At 68.9% G+C, this 15,846-nt stretch carries 21 protein-coding genes; 13 read left to right on the top strand and 8 right to left on the bottom strand.

From position 1 onward, the window contains the following. From WD271_07040 to WD271_07025, 4 genes are all read right to left on the bottom strand, one after another. Positions 1 to 304 (bottom strand): hypothetical protein (locus WD271_07040; protein MEX1007586.1); only part of this gene is annotated, 304 nt, incomplete at its 3' end. Between the two features lie 706 nt (positions 305 to 1,010). After that, positions 1,011 to 1,160, bottom strand: a complete 150-nt coding sequence (locus WD271_07035) for a helix-turn-helix transcriptional regulator (GenBank protein MEX1007585.1) — start codon at positions 1,158 to 1,160, stop codon at positions 1,011 to 1,013. Positions 1,161 to 1,285: 125 nt separating this feature from the next. Continuing rightward, the gene (locus WD271_07030) at positions 1,286 to 1,993 is read right to left on the bottom strand and encodes a PIG-L deacetylase family protein (protein ID MEX1007584.1); all 708 of its coding nucleotides are present in this window, start codon (positions 1,991 to 1,993) and stop codon (positions 1,286 to 1,288) included. Positions 1,994 to 2,009: 16 nt separating this feature from the next. Next, a complete protein-coding gene (locus WD271_07025; GenBank protein MEX1007583.1) occupies positions 2,010 to 2,579 on the bottom strand; it encodes an HD domain-containing protein in 570 nt (189 codons plus the stop codon). Between the two features lie 19 nt (positions 2,580 to 2,598). Between WD271_07025 and WD271_07020 the strand changes: the two genes are divergently transcribed. Beyond that, positions 2,599 to 3,042: a hypothetical protein gene (locus tag WD271_07020; GenBank protein MEX1007582.1), complete on the top strand. Its 444-nt coding sequence runs from the start codon at positions 2,599 to 2,601 to the stop codon at positions 3,040 to 3,042. Here the strand turns inward: WD271_07020 and WD271_07015 are convergent. Together WD271_07015 and WD271_07010 are read right to left on the bottom strand one after the other, a co-directional pair. Then, a complete protein-coding gene (locus WD271_07015) occupies positions 3,003 to 3,938 on the bottom strand; it encodes an alpha/beta hydrolase (GenBank protein MEX1007581.1) in 936 nt (311 codons plus the stop codon). The genes WD271_07020 and WD271_07015 overlap by 40 nt on opposite strands. A 9-nt stretch (positions 3,939 to 3,947) precedes the next feature. Further along, a complete protein-coding gene (locus tag WD271_07010; protein ID MEX1007580.1) occupies positions 3,948 to 4,616 on the bottom strand; it encodes a DNA methyltransferase in 669 nt (222 codons plus the stop codon). Positions 4,617 to 4,676: 60 nt separating this feature from the next. Between WD271_07010 and typA the strand changes: the two genes are divergently transcribed. The 8 genes from typA to WD271_06970 are packed head-to-tail and all read left to right on the top strand — an operon-like array spanning position 4,677 to position 10,497. Beyond that, positions 4,677 to 6,542 carry a translational GTPase TypA gene (typA, locus tag WD271_07005; GenBank protein ID MEX1007579.1) on the top strand — a complete coding sequence of 622 codons (1,866 nt, stop codon included), beginning with the start codon at positions 4,677 to 4,679 and terminating at the stop codon, positions 6,540 to 6,542. 1 nt (position 6,543) lies between these two features. Continuing rightward, complete coding sequence (locus WD271_07000) at positions 6,544 to 7,500, top strand: phosphotransferase (protein ID MEX1007578.1); 957 nt, start codon at positions 6,544 to 6,546, stop codon at positions 7,498 to 7,500. A 17-nt stretch (positions 7,501 to 7,517) separates the two neighbouring features. Next, entirely contained in the window at positions 7,518 to 8,474 is a 957-nt protein-coding gene (locus tag WD271_06995) for a COX15/CtaA family protein (protein MEX1007577.1), read from the top strand. Between the two features lie 8 nt (positions 8,475 to 8,482). After that, positions 8,483 to 8,953, top strand: coding sequence for an SRPBCC family protein (locus WD271_06990; protein ID MEX1007576.1), 471 nt, complete (start codon positions 8,483 to 8,485; stop codon positions 8,951 to 8,953). Beyond that, positions 8,950 to 9,204: a ribbon-helix-helix domain-containing protein gene (locus WD271_06985; GenBank protein ID MEX1007575.1), complete on the top strand. Its 255-nt coding sequence runs from the start codon at positions 8,950 to 8,952 to the stop codon at positions 9,202 to 9,204. Before WD271_06990 ends, WD271_06985 begins: the two co-directional genes overlap by 4 nt. Then, positions 9,204 to 9,551: a type II toxin-antitoxin system PemK/MazF family toxin gene (locus WD271_06980; protein MEX1007574.1), complete on the top strand. Its 348-nt coding sequence runs from the start codon at positions 9,204 to 9,206 to the stop codon at positions 9,549 to 9,551. The genes WD271_06985 and WD271_06980 overlap by 1 nt, the downstream gene beginning before the upstream one ends. A 27-nt stretch (positions 9,552 to 9,578) precedes the next feature. Then, the gene (locus WD271_06975) at positions 9,579 to 9,770 is read left to right on the top strand and encodes a hypothetical protein (protein MEX1007573.1); all 192 of its coding nucleotides are present in this window, start codon (positions 9,579 to 9,581) and stop codon (positions 9,768 to 9,770) included. A gap of 22 nt (positions 9,771 to 9,792) precedes the next feature. Further along, positions 9,793 to 10,497 carry a class I SAM-dependent methyltransferase gene (locus WD271_06970; protein MEX1007572.1) on the top strand — a complete coding sequence of 235 codons (705 nt, stop codon included), beginning with the start codon at positions 9,793 to 9,795 and terminating at the stop codon, positions 10,495 to 10,497. A 181-nt stretch (positions 10,498 to 10,678) separates the two neighbouring features. Here WD271_06970 and WD271_06965 read toward each other — a convergent pair whose 3' ends face one another. After that, a complete protein-coding gene (locus tag WD271_06965) occupies positions 10,679 to 11,728 on the bottom strand; it encodes an alcohol dehydrogenase catalytic domain-containing protein (protein ID MEX1007571.1) in 1,050 nt (349 codons plus the stop codon). A gap of 52 nt (positions 11,729 to 11,780) precedes the next feature. On the opposite strand from WD271_06965, the gene WD271_06960 reads away from it, so the two are divergent. Next, positions 11,781 to 12,773, top strand: a complete 993-nt coding sequence (locus tag WD271_06960; GenBank protein MEX1007570.1) for an acyltransferase domain-containing protein — start codon at positions 11,781 to 11,783, stop codon at positions 12,771 to 12,773. A 5-nt stretch (positions 12,774 to 12,778) separates the two neighbouring features. On the opposite strand, the gene WD271_06955 is transcribed toward WD271_06960, so the two are convergent. Next, a complete protein-coding gene (locus tag WD271_06955) occupies positions 12,779 to 13,687 on the bottom strand; it encodes an acyl-ACP desaturase (protein ID MEX1007569.1) in 909 nt (302 codons plus the stop codon). A 19-nt stretch (positions 13,688 to 13,706) separates the two neighbouring features. On the opposite strand from WD271_06955, the gene WD271_06950 reads away from it, so the two are divergent. From WD271_06950 to WD271_06940, 3 genes are all read left to right on the top strand, one after another. Further along, positions 13,707 to 14,585: a 5'-3' exonuclease H3TH domain-containing protein gene (locus tag WD271_06950; protein MEX1007568.1), complete on the top strand. Its 879-nt coding sequence runs from the start codon at positions 13,707 to 13,709 to the stop codon at positions 14,583 to 14,585. A 3-nt stretch (positions 14,586 to 14,588) separates the two neighbouring features. Then, positions 14,589 to 15,419 (top strand): alpha/beta hydrolase, encoded by an 831-nt coding sequence (locus tag WD271_06945; protein MEX1007567.1) that lies wholly within the window; start codon positions 14,589 to 14,591, stop codon positions 15,417 to 15,419. Positions 15,420 to 15,640: 221 nt separating this feature from the next. After that, positions 15,641 to 15,844 (top strand): cold-shock protein, encoded by a 204-nt coding sequence (locus tag WD271_06940; protein ID MEX1007566.1) that lies wholly within the window; start codon positions 15,641 to 15,643, stop codon positions 15,842 to 15,844. Positions 15,845 to 15,846: the final 2 nt, after the last annotated feature.

Genomic DNA, 15,846 nt, shown 5'->3' with positions numbered 1-15,846 from the left:
GCGCGTTCTTCGTGGCCGGACACGCGTCGAGTGCCTTCACCGTCTCCAGCGCGGCCTTCGTCTGGCCGGTGGAGGACCCGCCCGCTCGCGCCAACCAGTCGGCCGCTGAGGCGTCGCCCCGGCTGCGATGGGCCCCGCATTCCGCCGCCCGAGCTGCCGCCCGCACGCTCGCCGTCTCACAGCACTTCGCGGTCTTGGCGAACAGCTCGGCAAGCTCGGCGCAATCAGCACCTGAGTACCGGCCCGGCTCGAACGCAGCGAGCGAACCAGACAAGCGCTCGGCGAGCTGACGGACCTCGGACACCGGGTTCTCCCTTCGAGACGAACACATCGACGGGGAAGTCCGGGGAAGTCCTCGCATCATGACACGGGGGTACGACACCTACGATCGCTGAGTAGTCGGGCGGACACCGCGAGAACTGGAGGTCGACCCTGGTGCACGGCGACTGGTCCCTGCAGCATCTGCTCGTGGAAGGCAACCGATCACCGGCGTCGTCGATTGGGAAGCCGCACGGGGCGACGACCCCGTGGCCGACATTGCGTACTGGGACCTCGTGGCGCAGTGAACGCGCGAGCTGGGAACGTTGCGTCACGCCGAGGAGCACCGCGAGTGCGAGGAGGGGGAGACCGACGAACGCACCGACGGCAAGCGTGCCATACCCCGCAAGCGCCAGTGCCACGATCAGCGTGTTCAAGACGGTGCTCGGCTTCTGAAAGTTCATGGTGGTCTCCAGTCGGTAGCGCGGCACAGTCACCGCGAGGTCGACGATTGTGCGACGCCAGGCGTTCGCCGCCCCGCGGTCGCGCACGAGCTCGCTGAACGTCTGGGCGAGGTCGGGAGCGAATTCGTCGCGGAATGCCTTGGGGTACAGCACCAACAGGCTCCGGTACACGCGCCGGTCGGTGTTCACGTCACGTCAGTTCCGGGCGCAGGTTGTTCTTCGCGACCCTGGCGAGGTGCGTCAGGCGATCGGCTTCCGCCACGCACACGCGCTGGCCAAGCGCGGTCACTAGCGCCGGCGGCGTTCGTCCTCGGGCTTGTGCAGCCGGCCGTCGACTTCTTCGACGAAGCCGTCGTCGACGAGACGCTTGAGGGTTCCGTAGAGCGTGCCTGGGCCCATCTTCACCGTGCCGCGTGACAGCTCTTCGACTTCACCCATGATCGCGTAACCGTGCTGCTGGCCACCGGTGAGGGCGACGAGGATGTGGAAATGCGCGATCGGGAGCGGCAGTAGTTGACATATATCGTCAAGTGATAGTTGGAGGTGTCGCCTGGTCCCGCTCGTCAGCCCCCGAAGACTTCGATGGTGACCGCGTACTCGCAGCCCACCGATTCTCCCGCGCCGCGCGCGTTGCCGCGCAGGAACGCGTCGGGGTCGAACGATCCGCCGAGCCCCTCGATGTACGTCACGTGCTCACGCAAACTGGCGATGCCGGTCTCGATGTGCTCGCCGATGTCGACGTAGTGCGTGGGCTCGGGTGATCCGCTGAACGCCGTGAGCCGCACGCCACTCCACGGTTCGACACCATCGACCGGGAACACCCACCGGTTCCCCGCGTCGCCCGCGGCGTCGAGCAGCGCGAGGCCCACGTTGCGATGGTCGGGCGAGTTGCGCGACCGCCCACCCCACGAGTCGCGCTGGTTCAACCCGAAGAGCACCTCCGGACGGTGACGGCGGATCGCGTACGCGAGGTCGCGACGCAACGGCAGCCCGTACTCGATGACCCCGTCGGCATGACCGTCGAGGAACTCGACCGCCGACACGCCGACGACACGCGCACTCGCGCGCTCCTCGGCTTCGCGGACCACCGCGGTCTCCGCCGGCGACATGCCGTCGATGCCCGCCTCGCCGCGCGTCACCAGCAGGTACGACACCTCACGCCCTGCCGCGGTCCACTTCGCGATCGCGCCCGCCATCCCGTACTCGAGGTCGTCGGGATGCGCGACGACGCAGAGCGCGCGCGACCAGTCGTCAGGAAACGGGATGAGCATCAACGCGAGAACGTGCTCAGAACGAGCTGGGGTTCGAGAAGACCTCGCGCACGAGCGGCTCGAAGTGCTCGAGCGGCAGCGTGTCGTACGCGGGATCGAACGCGATCTGGTCCCACTCGTCGGCGAAGCGCTCCGCGAGCGCGTACGACGGGTGGCCGCGGTACTGCTCGCGCGCGGTGGGATCGCCGCCGAGGTGGTGGTAGTAGTGCCGGCCCTGGAAGTCTTGGTGCACTTCGATCGCCCACCGCACCTCTTCGCGCACGTACGGCCGCAGGATCTCCGCCGCGATGCGCGGATGGTTGGGAACGCTCACCGCCTTGCCGATGTCGTGGCACAGCGACGCGATCACGAGCTCGTCGTCGGCGCCCGCGCGCTCCGCGAGGGTCGCGGTCTGCAGGCAGTGCGTGAGCTGGTCGACCGCGAAGCCGTCGGTGATCTCGTCGAGGCTGCGCAGCAGGCCGAGCACGCGCTCGGCGATGCGGTCGCGGTTGGCCATGGACTCGCGGGCGATCACAGCCCACTCGTCGGCGGTGGACTCGTCCATCCGCGTGAACGGAGAGGTGGTGGCTGCAGGTGTCGTCGTCATGCCACCTATTCTGCCCCACATGCGGACCGAGGACTGGCGTGCGGTGTGGCTGGGCGCCGCGATCGCCGTCGTCGCCACGCTGCTCCTCACAGTGCTCGCGGCCTCGTTGGAGTCGACCGTGAACGGCCCGGGGCGCAGGAACGTGGCCGAGCCTGTGCTCTGGGCCTTCGGTGGCGGGTTCGGGCTCGCCCTCGGTGCGGTGATCACCGGATGGATCACCAAACGGATCGGGGCGGGAGCGCTCGCGGCGCTCATCGGGGCGGTGCCGCTCCTCGTCCTGGTGATCGTGGCCTACAACAGCACCGACCTGCGCTTCGAGGACCAGCTCGTGGGAACGCTCGTCATCGTCGTGGTGCCCGCGTACGTCACCGCGGTCGTGTGCGGGGCGATCGCGGCAGTCGCGGCGCGGCTGCTCGGGGGGCGTCAGGCGTCGGCGGTGTCGAGGAACTCGCCCACGAGCTGAGCCAGCACGACGGGTTGGTCACCCTGGATGCTGTGCCCCGCGCCCTCGATCTCCTCGACGCGCCCATTGGGCAGGCGTTCGCCGAACTGCGCGATCGAGTCGTCGTCGAGCACCGAGCTCGGCGCGAGCCCCCGCAGCAGCATCACCGGAATTTCCACCCCCGGCACACGCAGACCCGCCAGGTCGTCCCACAGCGTGTCGAACTCCGGCAGTGCGACGGCTTCGCGTTCACTCCGCTCGCCCGGCGCCCAGTGCATCTGGTGGCGCCACACCCACGTGCCGTCGTCGCGCTGGACCGAGTTGTGCAGCACGCCGCGGCGTAGCGACGACTCCGAGCGCGTCGGGTTGAACTGGATCGTGCGCTCGAGGATCTCGTCGAACGACGCGAAGCTCACCGGCCCGTTCACGAACTCGCCGATGGGCGCGGCGCGCTCGAGGTTGATCGACGGCACCACGTCGACGAGCACGAGCTTGCGCACGAGATCGGGTGTGCGCGCTGCCAGCGCGATCGACGTGAGACCGCCGAGCGACATGCCGACCACCCCGCGCGCGTCGGGCGCGAGCGCGCGAACGACGACCTCGACGTCGGCCGCGAAGTCGCGCGGGGCGAACGGCGTGTCGGGAAGCGGGTCGGAGTGGCCGTGCCCCGGAAGGTCGATCGCGACGAGCGGGCGGCCGAGGGCCATCGCGACGGTGTCCCACGTGTGCGCGTTCTGGGCGCCGCCGTGGAGGAAGACGATCTCGGGCGGCGCCGATCCCCACACGAGCGCGCTCAGCGACCGACCCGGCGCCACCTCCACGCGCTCACGCCGCACGATCGGTGGGCCGTCGTAGGGGAGACCCCACTCCTCCGCGTTCTCGTGGAACAGCCCGAACTCGTCGTATGCCGTCGCCATCGGAGCACGCTAACCCTCCGTTCGGGTCCGCTGCTTCCGGAACACCAGGCAGTAGTCGTTCGTCAGCTCGGGCGGTTCGATGTCGTAACACACGACGACTTCGCCTTCGAAGTGCAGCACGTCCGACAGCGCGCGCCCGACGTCCCACGCGAGCGGCGTGATCTCGGGACCTCCATATCTAATGTTGGCGACGTTGACGACGGCCACCCGGTCGGGCTTCAGGAGCTCGGCGACCTGCACGTACACGTCGCGGAGATCGACGAGGTAGCGGTCGTAATCGCCGTCGAGGGACTCGTACGCGTTCAGCGGGTTCTCGGGATGGTTGTCCTTCGTCATGTACGGGGGCGACGTCATCGAGAAGTCGATCGCGCCGATCCCCAAGGAGCGCAGCTCGCGGGCGTCTCCGGTGATGACGGATGCCGGGTCGGCGACGCGCCCACGCACGTACTCGGCCCGTTCGGGCAGCATCTCGATCCCGATCGCCCGCCGACCCATCCGCTCGGCGACCATCAAGGTGGTGCCGAATCCCATGAACGGATCCAGCACCACGTCGCCCGGCTCGGTGAACAGGTCGACGAAGTGCTCCACGAGCGCCTCGCTGTACTCCACGTCGTCGTCGTAACCCGCCGGCCGGTCGGGCCGCGGCAGCTCGGATCGCACATGGAACCAGTTCCGCACGTGCGTACTCTGCACGACGCGGCCGGTATCATGGAAGCCTCTCGCCACGAAAGGCTCCGAGTGCCCGCGCGCGCCGAATCCCGAGCAAGCCACCTCCGCAACGTCGCGATCGTCGCGCACGTCGACCACGGCAAGACCACCCTCGTCGACGCCATGCTCCGCCAGACGGGCGCGTTCCGCGCCAACCAAGAGGTGGCAGACCGCGTGATGGACTCGATGGACCTCGAGCGCGAGAAGGGCATCACGATCCTCGCCAAGAACACCGCCGTTCGATACGGCGACGTGAAGGTCAACATCGTGGATACTCCCGGCCACGCCGACTTCGGTGGCGAGGTGGAGCGTGCGCTCACGATGGTCGACGGCGTGCTGCTCCTCGTCGACGCGAGCGAGGGGCCGCTCCCGCAGACGCGCTTCGTGCTGCGGAAGACGCTCGAAGCGCGACTCCCGGTGATACTCGTGGTGAACAAGGTGGACCGCAGCGACGCGCGCATCGCCGAGGTCGTGCACGAAGTGGAGGAACTGTTCCTCGACCTCGACGCCGACGAGCACCAGATCGACTTCCCCATCGTCTACTGCAACGCGCGCACCGGTTGCGCGTCGCTCGACGCCGACGATCCGGACCTGGCGGCGACGGAGACTGCGGGCGTCGACGACCTCAAACCCCTCTTCGAGATGCTGCTCGACCACATCCCCGCGCCCGAGTACGACCCCACGCACCCGTTCCAGGCACTCGTCACGAACCTCGACGCGTCGCTGTACGTCGGACGCCTCGCGCTGTGCCGCGTGCGCCACGGCACGCTGCACAAGGGCGACCTGGTCGCGTGGTGCCGGGCCGACGGCACGATGCAGAACGTTCGGATCACGGAGCTGTCGGTCACCGAGGCACTCGATCGCGTCGACGCGACCGAAGTGGGGCCGGGCGAGATCATCGCCATCGCCGGGCTCGCCGACGTGACGATCGGCGAGACCCTCGCCGACCCCGAAGACCCCCGGCCGCTCCCGGTGATCCACGTCGACGACCCGAGCCTCTCGATGACGATCGGCATCAACACGTCGCCGCTCTCGGGCCAGGACGGCTCCAAGCTCACCGGGCGCCTCGTGAAGGGCCGCCTCGACGCCGAGCTCGTCGGCAACGTGTCGCTCCGCGTCCTCCCCGCCGACCGCCCCGACGCCTGGGAGGTGCAGGGAAGAGGTGAGCTCCAGCTCGCGGTGCTCGTGGAGATGATGCGGCGCGAGGGGTTCGAGCTCACGGTGGGCAAGCCCGACGTCGTCACCCGCGACGTGAACGGCAAGCGGCACGAACCGGTGGAGCGACTCACGGTCGACGTGCCCGACGACTATCTCGGGGTGGTCACGCAGCTGCTCGCGCTGCGCAAGGGCCGGCTCGAGCAGATGGTGAACCACGGCACCGGTTGGGTGCGCCTCGACTACCTGGTGCCGGCGCGCGGCCTCATCGGCTTCCGCACCGAGTTCATGACCGAGACACGCGGCACCGGGCTCCTGCACCACGTGTTCGACCGCTACGAGCCGTGGCACGGCGAGATCCGCACGCGACCCACGGGCAGCCTCGTGGCCGACCGCCGCGGCATGACGACCGCCTACTCGTGCATGAACTTGCAGGAGCGCGGCCAGCTCGTGGTGGGTCCCGGCGTCGAGGTCTACGAGGGGATGATCGTGGGCGAGAACGCGCGCCCCGGCGACATCGACGTGAACCCCACGAAAGAGAAGAAGCTCACCAACCACCGCGCCGCGTCGGCCGACGAGCTGGTTCGGCTGGTGCCCCCGCGCCCGGTCTCCCTCGAGCAGGCGCTCGAGTTCATCGCCGACGACGAGTGCGTGGAGGTCACACCAGTGAGCCTCCGGCTCCGCAAGGTCGTGCTCGACGCGACCACCCGCGGGCGAGCCGCGGTACGCGCCAGGCGCTGACGTGGAACGGCCCGCCGTCGATCAGGCCGCGGCGGGGGAGTTCCTCGCCGAACACCTTGGTGACGGCGTGCGTGACGTGGTGGCCGCGCCCCGGCAGGGCGCGTGGTCGCAGGCCTACTTCTTCCGGCGCGACGGGCGAGACCTGGTGATCCGGTTCGCGGAGCAGGCCTGGAACTTCGAGAAGGACCGCATGTACGCGGCCCACTCGTCGCCCGACCTCCCGATCCCACGGGTGCTGGAGATCGGCGAGGCGAACGGCTCCGCGTACGCGATCTCCGAGCGCGTGTACGGCGACATTCTCGAGGAGCTCGATGTCGACCGGATGCTCCGGACGCTCCCGTCGCTGTTCGGCGCGCTCGACGCCATGCGGGGGATCGACCTCTCGTCGACGACCGGGTTCGGCCCACAGCTCCCCGACGGTAACGGCGAACACGACACGTGGCGCGGGTACCTCCTCGCGGTCGGCGACGACCAGCCCACCCTCGTCGCGAACCCCGTGCGCGGGTGGCGCGCCCAACTCGACCGTCGACCTCACGTCGCGCGCACGTTCGACCGCACGCTCGACGAGCTCGCCTCGCTGGTCGAGGCGTGCCCGGAGATCCGCCATCTCCTCCACTCCGACCTGCTGTACGGGAACGTCCTCGTTGCCGGCGACCGCGTGAGCGGGGTGTTCGACTGGGGCTGCGCGCTCTACGGCGATTTCCTGTACGACCTCGCCTGGCTCACGTTCTGGGCACCCTTCTACCCGGGCCTCGACGCTGTCGGCGTCGGGCGGGCGGCGCGCCGGCACTACGACGCGATCGGGCTCGCGGTACCCGATCTCGCGGCGCGGCTGCGGTGCTACGAGGTGCACATCGGACTGGCGCACCTGGCGTACCACTCGTTCACTCAGGAGTGGGACCATCTCGAGTGGACCGAGCGCCGTACCCTCGAGGTGTTGACCGCGGACCCCGCGTAGGTACCATCGCCCTCACCATGCGGGTCCCGCATCTGAGCCCCCGGGCCTACCAGCGCGTCACGCTCGTGGCCGCGATCCTCCTCGCGATCATCATCGTCACCGGCGGCGCGGTCCGGCTCACCGATTCGGGTCTCGGTTGCCCTTCATGGCCGAACTGCTCGGCCGGACGGCTCACGCCGCACTCGGCGTCGGACTACAACGCGATGGTCGAGTTCGTGAACCGCATGTTCACCGGGCTCGTGTCGATCGCGGTGATCGTCGCGGTGCTCGGCAGCCTCGTGCGCACGCCCCGGCGGCGCGACCTCGTGTGGCTGTCGGTCGGGCTCGTCGTCGGCGTGTTCGCCCAGGCCGTCCTCGGCGGTCTCACCGTGCTCTTCGACCTCAAGCCCGGCTTCGTGATGGCGCACTTCCTCGTGTCGATCGTGCTCCTCACGAACGCGATCGTGCTGTACCGACGTGCGGGGCAGCCCGACGACGCGACCGAGAACCACCGGATCGTCACCGCGCGGATCGTCGCCATGAGCCGATCGCTGCTCGTCGTCGCCGTGCTGGTGCTCGTCGCCGGCACCGTCGTCACCGGCGCGGGGCCGCACAGCGGGGGAGGCAACAAGGACCACGTGACCCGCTTCGACCTCCGGATCCCCGAAGTCGCGCGCGTGCACGGCACGACGGTCATGGTGTTCCTCGGGCTCGTGCTGATCACGTTGTGGCTCGTGCACATCGACCGCGCGCCGAGGAGCGTGCAGACGCGCCTCACGGTGCTGCTGATCGTCCTCGTCGCGCAGGCCGGCGTGGGCTACGCGCAGTACTTCAACGACATCCCCGCGCTGCTCGTGGGCATCCACATCGCCGGCGCTACCGCGGTTTGGTCCGCCACCGTCGTGTTCGCGCTCGGCTGCTTCGAGCGAACCGGGCCATCGGTCGCGGTGGCCGCGCCCGGTGACCGCCAATCTCCACTCCTGGCGCGGACCTAAGAACTCACGTGGCGACGCCGTTCCGGTTCGACCGAGCCTGGAGCTTCGCGGTGACTCCCGAGGAACTCTGGACCACGTTGGAACAGACCCACGAGTACCGCGAGTGGTGGCCATGGCTCCGGGAGTTCCAGATCGACGGCGACGGCTTCATCGGGGGAGCGATCGCGTACCTCCTGATCCAGGCGCCACTCCCGTACCAGCTGCGGTGCACGATCCACGTCGACGAAGCCGTCCCCGGGCGCAAGCTGGTCACGCGGGTCACCGGCGACCTTGTTGGACCGGCCCAACTCGAGCTCAGTGTCACACCGAACGGGAGCGAGGCACGGTTGGCGTGGACGCTCGACGTACGCTCGTCGTTGCTCCGACCGCTCGCAACCATCGCGCGCCCCGCGTTGTCGTGGGCGCACGACCGCATCGTCGAACGCGGACTCGACCAGTTCGAGGAGCGTGCGCTCCAGAGCCGCAAGCACATCGAGTGAAGCGCTGCGCGGTCGCGTCCCTCCTGAAGCTGAGCGTGAGTATCCCCGACGCCGACGTCGAGTTCATCGACCAGTACGCCGATGAGCACGGCGTAGAAAGCCGGTCGGGCGTGGTCCAGCGCGCGGTGTCGTTGCTGCGCGCGAGCGAGCTCGGCGACGACTACGCGGCGGCGTGGGCTGAATGGGCCGACTCCGACCGCGAGTTGTGGGCAGCGGCCGACGCCGATGGCCTCGAGGGCGTCGCCCGCTGATGCTTCGCGGGGACGTGGTGTGGGTCGACCTCGATCCGGCGCGCCGCGGTGAGGCCGACGAGCGCCGCCCGGCGGTGATCGTGAGCAACGACGGCGCGAACGGAACTGCACAGCGACTCGGCCGAGGTGTCGTGACCATTGTGCCGGTCACGACGAACGTGCGTCGCGTCTACCCATTCCAGGTGCTGCTCCCTGCGGACCGGTGTGCACTCGCGCATGACTCCAAGGCCCACGCAGAACAGATTCGATCGGTGGCACTGGACCGGATCGGCGCGGTCGCGGGCCAGCTGCCCGCCGACCTCCTCCATGAGCTCGATCGGGCAATCCGGCTCCACCTCGATCTGTGAGTGCGAGCCGCTTCTAAGCTCTGCGGCGTGACAGTCCAGAATCAGCGCCCCACCTGCCCCGGCGAGCTCGTCGAGTCCTCACCGGGAGTCGGCGAGTGCGAACGCGGCGACGAGTGCGCGGTCGCGCACCTGCGCCCCGACTACTTCACGTATCGCGACGCGCACGCGCGGATCACCGCCGCGTGGGCGGGTGGAGGCGGAGCGAGCGGCGACCCCTAGGCCTGCGCCATGATCTGCCCCTGTGGCGACTGACGAACCGCCGCTCTGGGACCCGATTGCTCGGGACTACGAGCGTCATGCAGCGACCGGCGCGTACAACGCGATGTATGACCGGCCCGCCGTGCTCGATCTTTGCGGCGACGTGCGGGGTTTGGAGGTGCTCGACGTTGGATGCGGACCCGGTCTCTATGCCGAGGAGTTCGTCGCACGCGGGGCGAAGGAGGTCACCGGCGTGGATGCCAGTTCCACAATGGTCGAACTGGCCCGCGAGCGGGTTCCTGACCGCGCCACGTTCCAGACGCATGACCTCGAGTCCCCGCTGGATTGGCTCGCGCCCGAGTCGTTCGACATCGCCGTCATGGCCCTCGTCATTCATCACCTCGACAACCGAGTCGGGGCGTTGCGCGAGATCCACCGAGTTCTGCGACCCGACGGGAGACTCATCGTCTCCACGCATCATCCGACCCGAGACTGGTTAGCTCACGGCGGCAGCTACTTCGACGTCTCCCTCGTACTCGAAACCTGGAGGCGTGGCTGGAAGGTGCGCTACTGGCGACTGCCGCTCTCGAAGACCGCCTCCGAATTCTCCGAGGCCGGGTTCCTCATCGAGCGTGTCGTCGAGCCACTCCCTCTGCCAGAGATGGCTGATCAATACACCGACGACCACGACAAACTCGGCATGGAGCCGGGGTTCATTGCCTTTCGCCTTGCGAAGCGGAACCGATAGCCGCTGTAGGCGCTGGCAGCTTCCTGGCATTCGACGTCCGAAAAGTGTGCATTCGGGAGCGGTTTCCGCACCAAAACGCGCGCTTTTACCCGCCCGCCACCCCGAAGCACCCGACGAGGCGTTGCGATGACCACCTGAGAGCAAGCCCGTTCTGGGGCGCGGTCGCGCGTCCGCCCGTGCGTCAACTCTTCGGCGGGACGATCATCACCTTGGCCGCGAGGTCGCCCGAGCCGAGCTGCTGGATCGCCTCGAAGATGCCGTCGAGCGGCACGTCGTTTGCTTCGATCAGGAGATCGGTGGGGAAGTCGCGACGGGCGAGCAGTTCGAGCGCGCGTTCGAAACCATCGTGGTCGTACACGAACGCGCCGGTGATCACGAGCTCGTTGAGCAGGATCCGGCTCGTGTTGAGCCGCGGATACTCGACGCCCGCGCCGACGAGCACCATGGTGCCGGCGCGCTTCAGCTGCCCGAGCGCGACCTCCATGGCCTTCGGCCGTCCGGAACACTCGAGGGCAACGTCGAAGGGCTCGTCTACGAGCGCACCGGGGTAGGCGGGAACCGTGAGCTCGTCGGGCTCGACCGTCACCGCGCCCAGGAGTTCGGCCAACGCACGACGCTTCGGGTGCGGTTCGCTCACCACGATGTCGGTGACCCCGCGTGCGCGCGCCGCCGCGAGGGACAGGGTTCCGATGGGACCGCCACCGGTGATGAGCAGCCGCTGCCCGGCGTGCACACCCCCCTGCGTGAGACCGTGCAGCGCGACCGCAAGGGGTTCGGAGAGCGCGGCGGCGCGCAACGAAACGTTGGGCGGAATGGCGACGATGCTGTTCTCGCGTACGAGCACGTACTCGGCGAACGCGCCGTGGTAGTCGCCGTGCCCGTCGCCGAACTGGCCGCGACCGGTACAGAGCGACGGCCGCAACGATCGGCAGTACTCGCACTCGCCGCAGCGCGGTGACGGGCCACCGACGACCTCGTCGCCCGCCTTCCATCGCTCGACGGCGGCACCGACGGCCACGACCCGTCCGCTGAACTCATGACCTTCGATGCTGTCGGACGGATTGCCCCAGCCCTCCAAGACGTAGTGGAGGTCGGTGCCGCACACCCCGCAGTGGCTCACCGCGAGCAGCACGTCGCGGGGACCAACTGTTGGCACCGGCCGCTCCTCGATCGTGAGGTCCATCTGGCCGTGGAGGACCGCGGCGCGCATCTTGACGGGAAGTTCGCTCATGCCCCGAGTCTGACGGCGCCTTCACGCACGGTCAACTGGAACAATCTCCGACGTGGCCTCTGCAGCATCGGTACGCGACCGGTTCCGAATCAACGAGAGCAACGCGGCGCTGCTCGACGAGCTCGAGGCCATCGACCCGATCGAGCCCGTCCTCCCGGAGCGCAACACCGCACGCGAGCTTCTCGGTCGGCTCGCCGTGCCACCCGGCGCCGTCGACGACATCGTTGATCGGTTGCCCGCGATCCACGACGACTCGGACGCGCGGTGGTTGGTCGCGCGCTGCTACACACAGTTGGTCCGACGCATCGGAGCCCGCGAGCCCGGCCGGCTGCGGTGGCCGTCCCTCGCCGACGCCGACGAGCCGCTCGCGCCGTACCTCTACGTCGCCATCTTCCTCGCCGCGGTTCCCGACATCGAGCGGTGGTACGTCGATCACGAGATCGCCAGCGCGATCTTGTGGGCGACGCTCGCCGACGTCGGCGGCCGCATGGCAATCCGCGCTCGCGTCTCCGGCCGGCGCGGGCTCGACACCGAACAGCACTGGCTGACCCAGCACTTCACCGGCCAGCTCTTCCAGCTCGGACGGCTCCAGTTCAACCGCTCCTCCGTCTGGTACGAAGCCGGAACCCTCGAGGAACTCGAGGCCGGTTTCGCGCACGGCGACCCGGCTCTGGGCGTGCACATCCGCAGAGCCGGCCCCCTCGATCCCACCGAGTGCGACGCGTCGTTCGCGCTCGCACGCGAGTTCTTCGACCGGTACTTCCCCGACCACCACTACCGCGTCGCCGTGTGCACGTCGTGGCTGCTCGACGACCAGCTGGCCGACTACCTGCCCGCCGACAGCAACATCGTGCGCTTCCAACGGCGCTTCCGCATGATTCCCGGCGCCAGCCCCGGCAACGACGACGTGTTCGAATTCGTGTTCGACGGGAAGAAACCGGACCTCGACCTGCCGCCCCAGGGCACTCGGCTCGAGCGGGCAATCGTGCGCCATCTCCGAGACGGCGGCGCATGGCGCGTGCGCACCGGTTGGGTCGAGCTCTGACGCGATTAGATCGCGGCAGCCGCTCGTCGCGCGCGGCGTGCGAGCATGCGCTGGGCCGCGAGGTTGAGACGATCCATGTATTGGATCAGCCGCTCACGGGCCTGCTCGGCCGCGGCCTTGAGGTTCTGGAGCTGCTCGATCCGCCAGTGCTTCAAGATCACCGGCACGAGAATCTGGTCGTGGTGCGACGCGAAGTCGTACACACCGACGTCGGCGATCGCGCGCGCATGCTTGCTGAAGTCGGGGATCCCGGCGCCCGGCATCTGGAAATGGCAGACCTGACGCTCCATCGCGGCAACCATGGTGGACGGGTCGATCTCGATCGCGGCGGCGACGAGGTCTCGGTAGAACAGGTGGTGGAGGTTCTCGTCGGCGGCCACGCGGCTCATGATCGCCTCTCCGGCCGGGTCGCCGAGCAGCTTGCCGGTGTTGCGGTGTGCGATGCGCGTGGCGAGCTCTTGCAGCGCGACGTACACGATGCCGTCGGCGATGGTCGGGGGGTTTGGTACGACGCCGCGCGACACCTGCGCCATGCGCGCGCGCTCGAGCTCGCGGAGGTCGATCGAGCGGGTGACGGTGAGATAGTCGCGGAGCACCATCGAGTGGCGGCCCTCCTCGGCCGTCCACCGCTTGTTCCACTCGCTCCACACCTCGGCAGTGCCGAAGTGCGCGACGATCGTGCGGAAGTAGTGCGGGAGGTTGTCCTCGGTGAGGGTGTTCACGAGGAGCGCGCTGCGCACCCCGGGCGAAAGCGGGACCTCCGATGGATCGAACGGTTGGCTCTCGGCGAAGTCGCGCCCGCGGCTCCAGGGCACGAACTCATGCGGGAACCACTCCTTGGCGGTGCTGAGATGGCGGTCGAGGAGGCGCGCGCCGGTGGGCTCGAGCTCGGCCAGGAGTTCCGCATCCCTCACGCTCGGTACCGTACTCCCCGTGGAGGTCCACCTGGTCGACGGAACCTACGAGCTGTTCCGCCATCACTTCGGGGTGCCTTCGCACCCCGACGACGACGGCATCGAGGTCGCAGCCGTCCGCGGGGTGGTGGGATCGATGCTCGCGATGCTCGAGCAGGGCGCGACGCACGTGGGCGTGGCCACCGACCACGTGATCGAGTCGTTCCGCAACGACCTCTGGGCCGGCTACAAGACGAGCGCCGGCGTCCCGCCCGAGCTGCTCACGCAGTTCCCGCTGCTCGAGGACGCCCTCGGCGCGCTCGGCGTGGCCGTGTGGCCGATGGTGGAACTCGAGGCCGACGACGGCATGGCGTCGGCGGCAGCCGTCGCCCGCGATGATCCGCGGGTGGGGCGCGTCCTGATCTGCACCCCCGACAAGGATCTCGGGCAGTGCGTGGAGGACCCGCTCGTGGTGCAGGTCGACCGACGCCGCGACAACACCGTTATCGACGAAGCGGGTGTGCGCGCCAAGTTCGGCGTGGGACCGCGCTCCATTCCCGACTACCTCGCGCTGGTGGGTGACTCGGCCGACGGGTTCCCCGGCCTCCCGGGTTGGGGCGCCAAGTCCACCGCGATCGTGCTCGCTCGGTACGAGCACCTCGACGCGATCCCCGACGACGCGCGCCAGTGGGACGTGGAGGTGCGGGGCGCCGCGAAGCTCGCGGCCACGCTCGCCGCAGCGCGCGACGCCGCGACGTTGTTCCTCGACCTCGCCACGTTGCGCACGAACGGTGACGTCGGCACGGTGGACGACTGGGAGTGGCGAGCTCCCACCCCGGACTTCGAGGATTGGGCCCGCCGACTCGGCGCCGAGCATCTCTACCGTCGCGCCACCCAACTCGAAGAGAAGAGGGCATAACCGATGGACACACTCGATCTCACGGTGGGGGAGTACACCTTCTCCGCGCGCGCCGACGGCCCGCCCGACGGCGAGCTGGTCCTCTTACTGCACGGCTTCCCCGAGACGTCGTACGAATGGCGCAAGCAGCTCCCCGCGCTCGCGGCCGCGGGGTACCGCGCGGTCGCGCCCGACCAGCGCGGCTACGCGAGCGGCGCGCGCCCCGAGAGCGTCGACGCGTACCGGATCGACGAGCTCGTGGCCGACGCGATCGGGTTCGTCGACGCGCTGGGCGTCGACCGCTTCCATCTCGTTGGCCACGACTGGGGCGGCGCGGTCGCGTGGTACGTCGCCGGCCGTCACGGCGACCGCCTCCGCACCCTCACGGTCGTGTCCACGCCCCACCCCGCACCGTTCGCGCAGTCGATCGCGCACGGTGAGCAACAGGAGAAATCGGCCTACATGCTCACGTTCCGCGATCCGAGCGCGGAAGCCCTCTTCCTCGACAACGACGCGGCGTGGCTGCGCTCGCTGTACGAGGGGAGCGGCCTGCACGACGCCGACGCGGCCGCCGAGTACGTGCGCGTGTTCCTCGAGCCGGGTGCGCTCACGGGCGGCCTCAACTGGTATCGCGCCAACGACTTCCGCGCCGACATGGGGCCCGTGACGGTGCCCACGATGTACGTGTGGTCCACCGACGACATCGCGCTCGGCCGGGAAGCAGCCGTTGGGACGGAGGCGCACGTCGACGGTCCGTACCGGTTCGAGGTGATCGAGGGCGTGAGCCACTGGGTCCCCGAGGAAGCCGCCGACCGCCTCAACGAGCTGCTCCTGTCGCATCTCAGCAGCGGATGACAGGACCGGAGCACCGGACCAAGGGCTGATCCACCGGTTCGGGACCCCGGCTGCTATTCTTGGTGTCTTCAGCAATCGGTCGCGTGATCGCGACGCGTGGCAAATCACGGCTTGGCGAGTTCTTCTCTGTCGCTCCGCACTGCGGGCAAGCGTCCCGGGGATTCTCTTCACCCTGTGAGACCAATCCGCGTGTTTCGGGCGGCCCGTAACAGGAGCAAGAAATGACACAAGGCACCGTGAAGTGGTTCAACAGCGAGAAGGGCTACGGCTTTATCGCCCGTGAAGGCGGCGAGGACGTATTCGTCCACTTCTCCGCGATTCAGGGCAACGGCTACAAGACCCTCACCGAGGGCGAGCGCGTCGAGTTCGACGTCGCCCCCGGCCGAAAGGGCGAGGAAGCCCAGAACGTGCGCCCCGTCGCCTAACC

Source organism: Acidimicrobiia bacterium, assembly GCA_040880805.1.
Lineage (GTDB): Bacteria > Actinomycetota > Acidimicrobiia > IMCC26256 > DASPTH01 > DASPTH01.
Note: the sequence above shows the minus strand (reverse complement) of the source record. Positions and strands in the feature narration are given on the sequence as shown.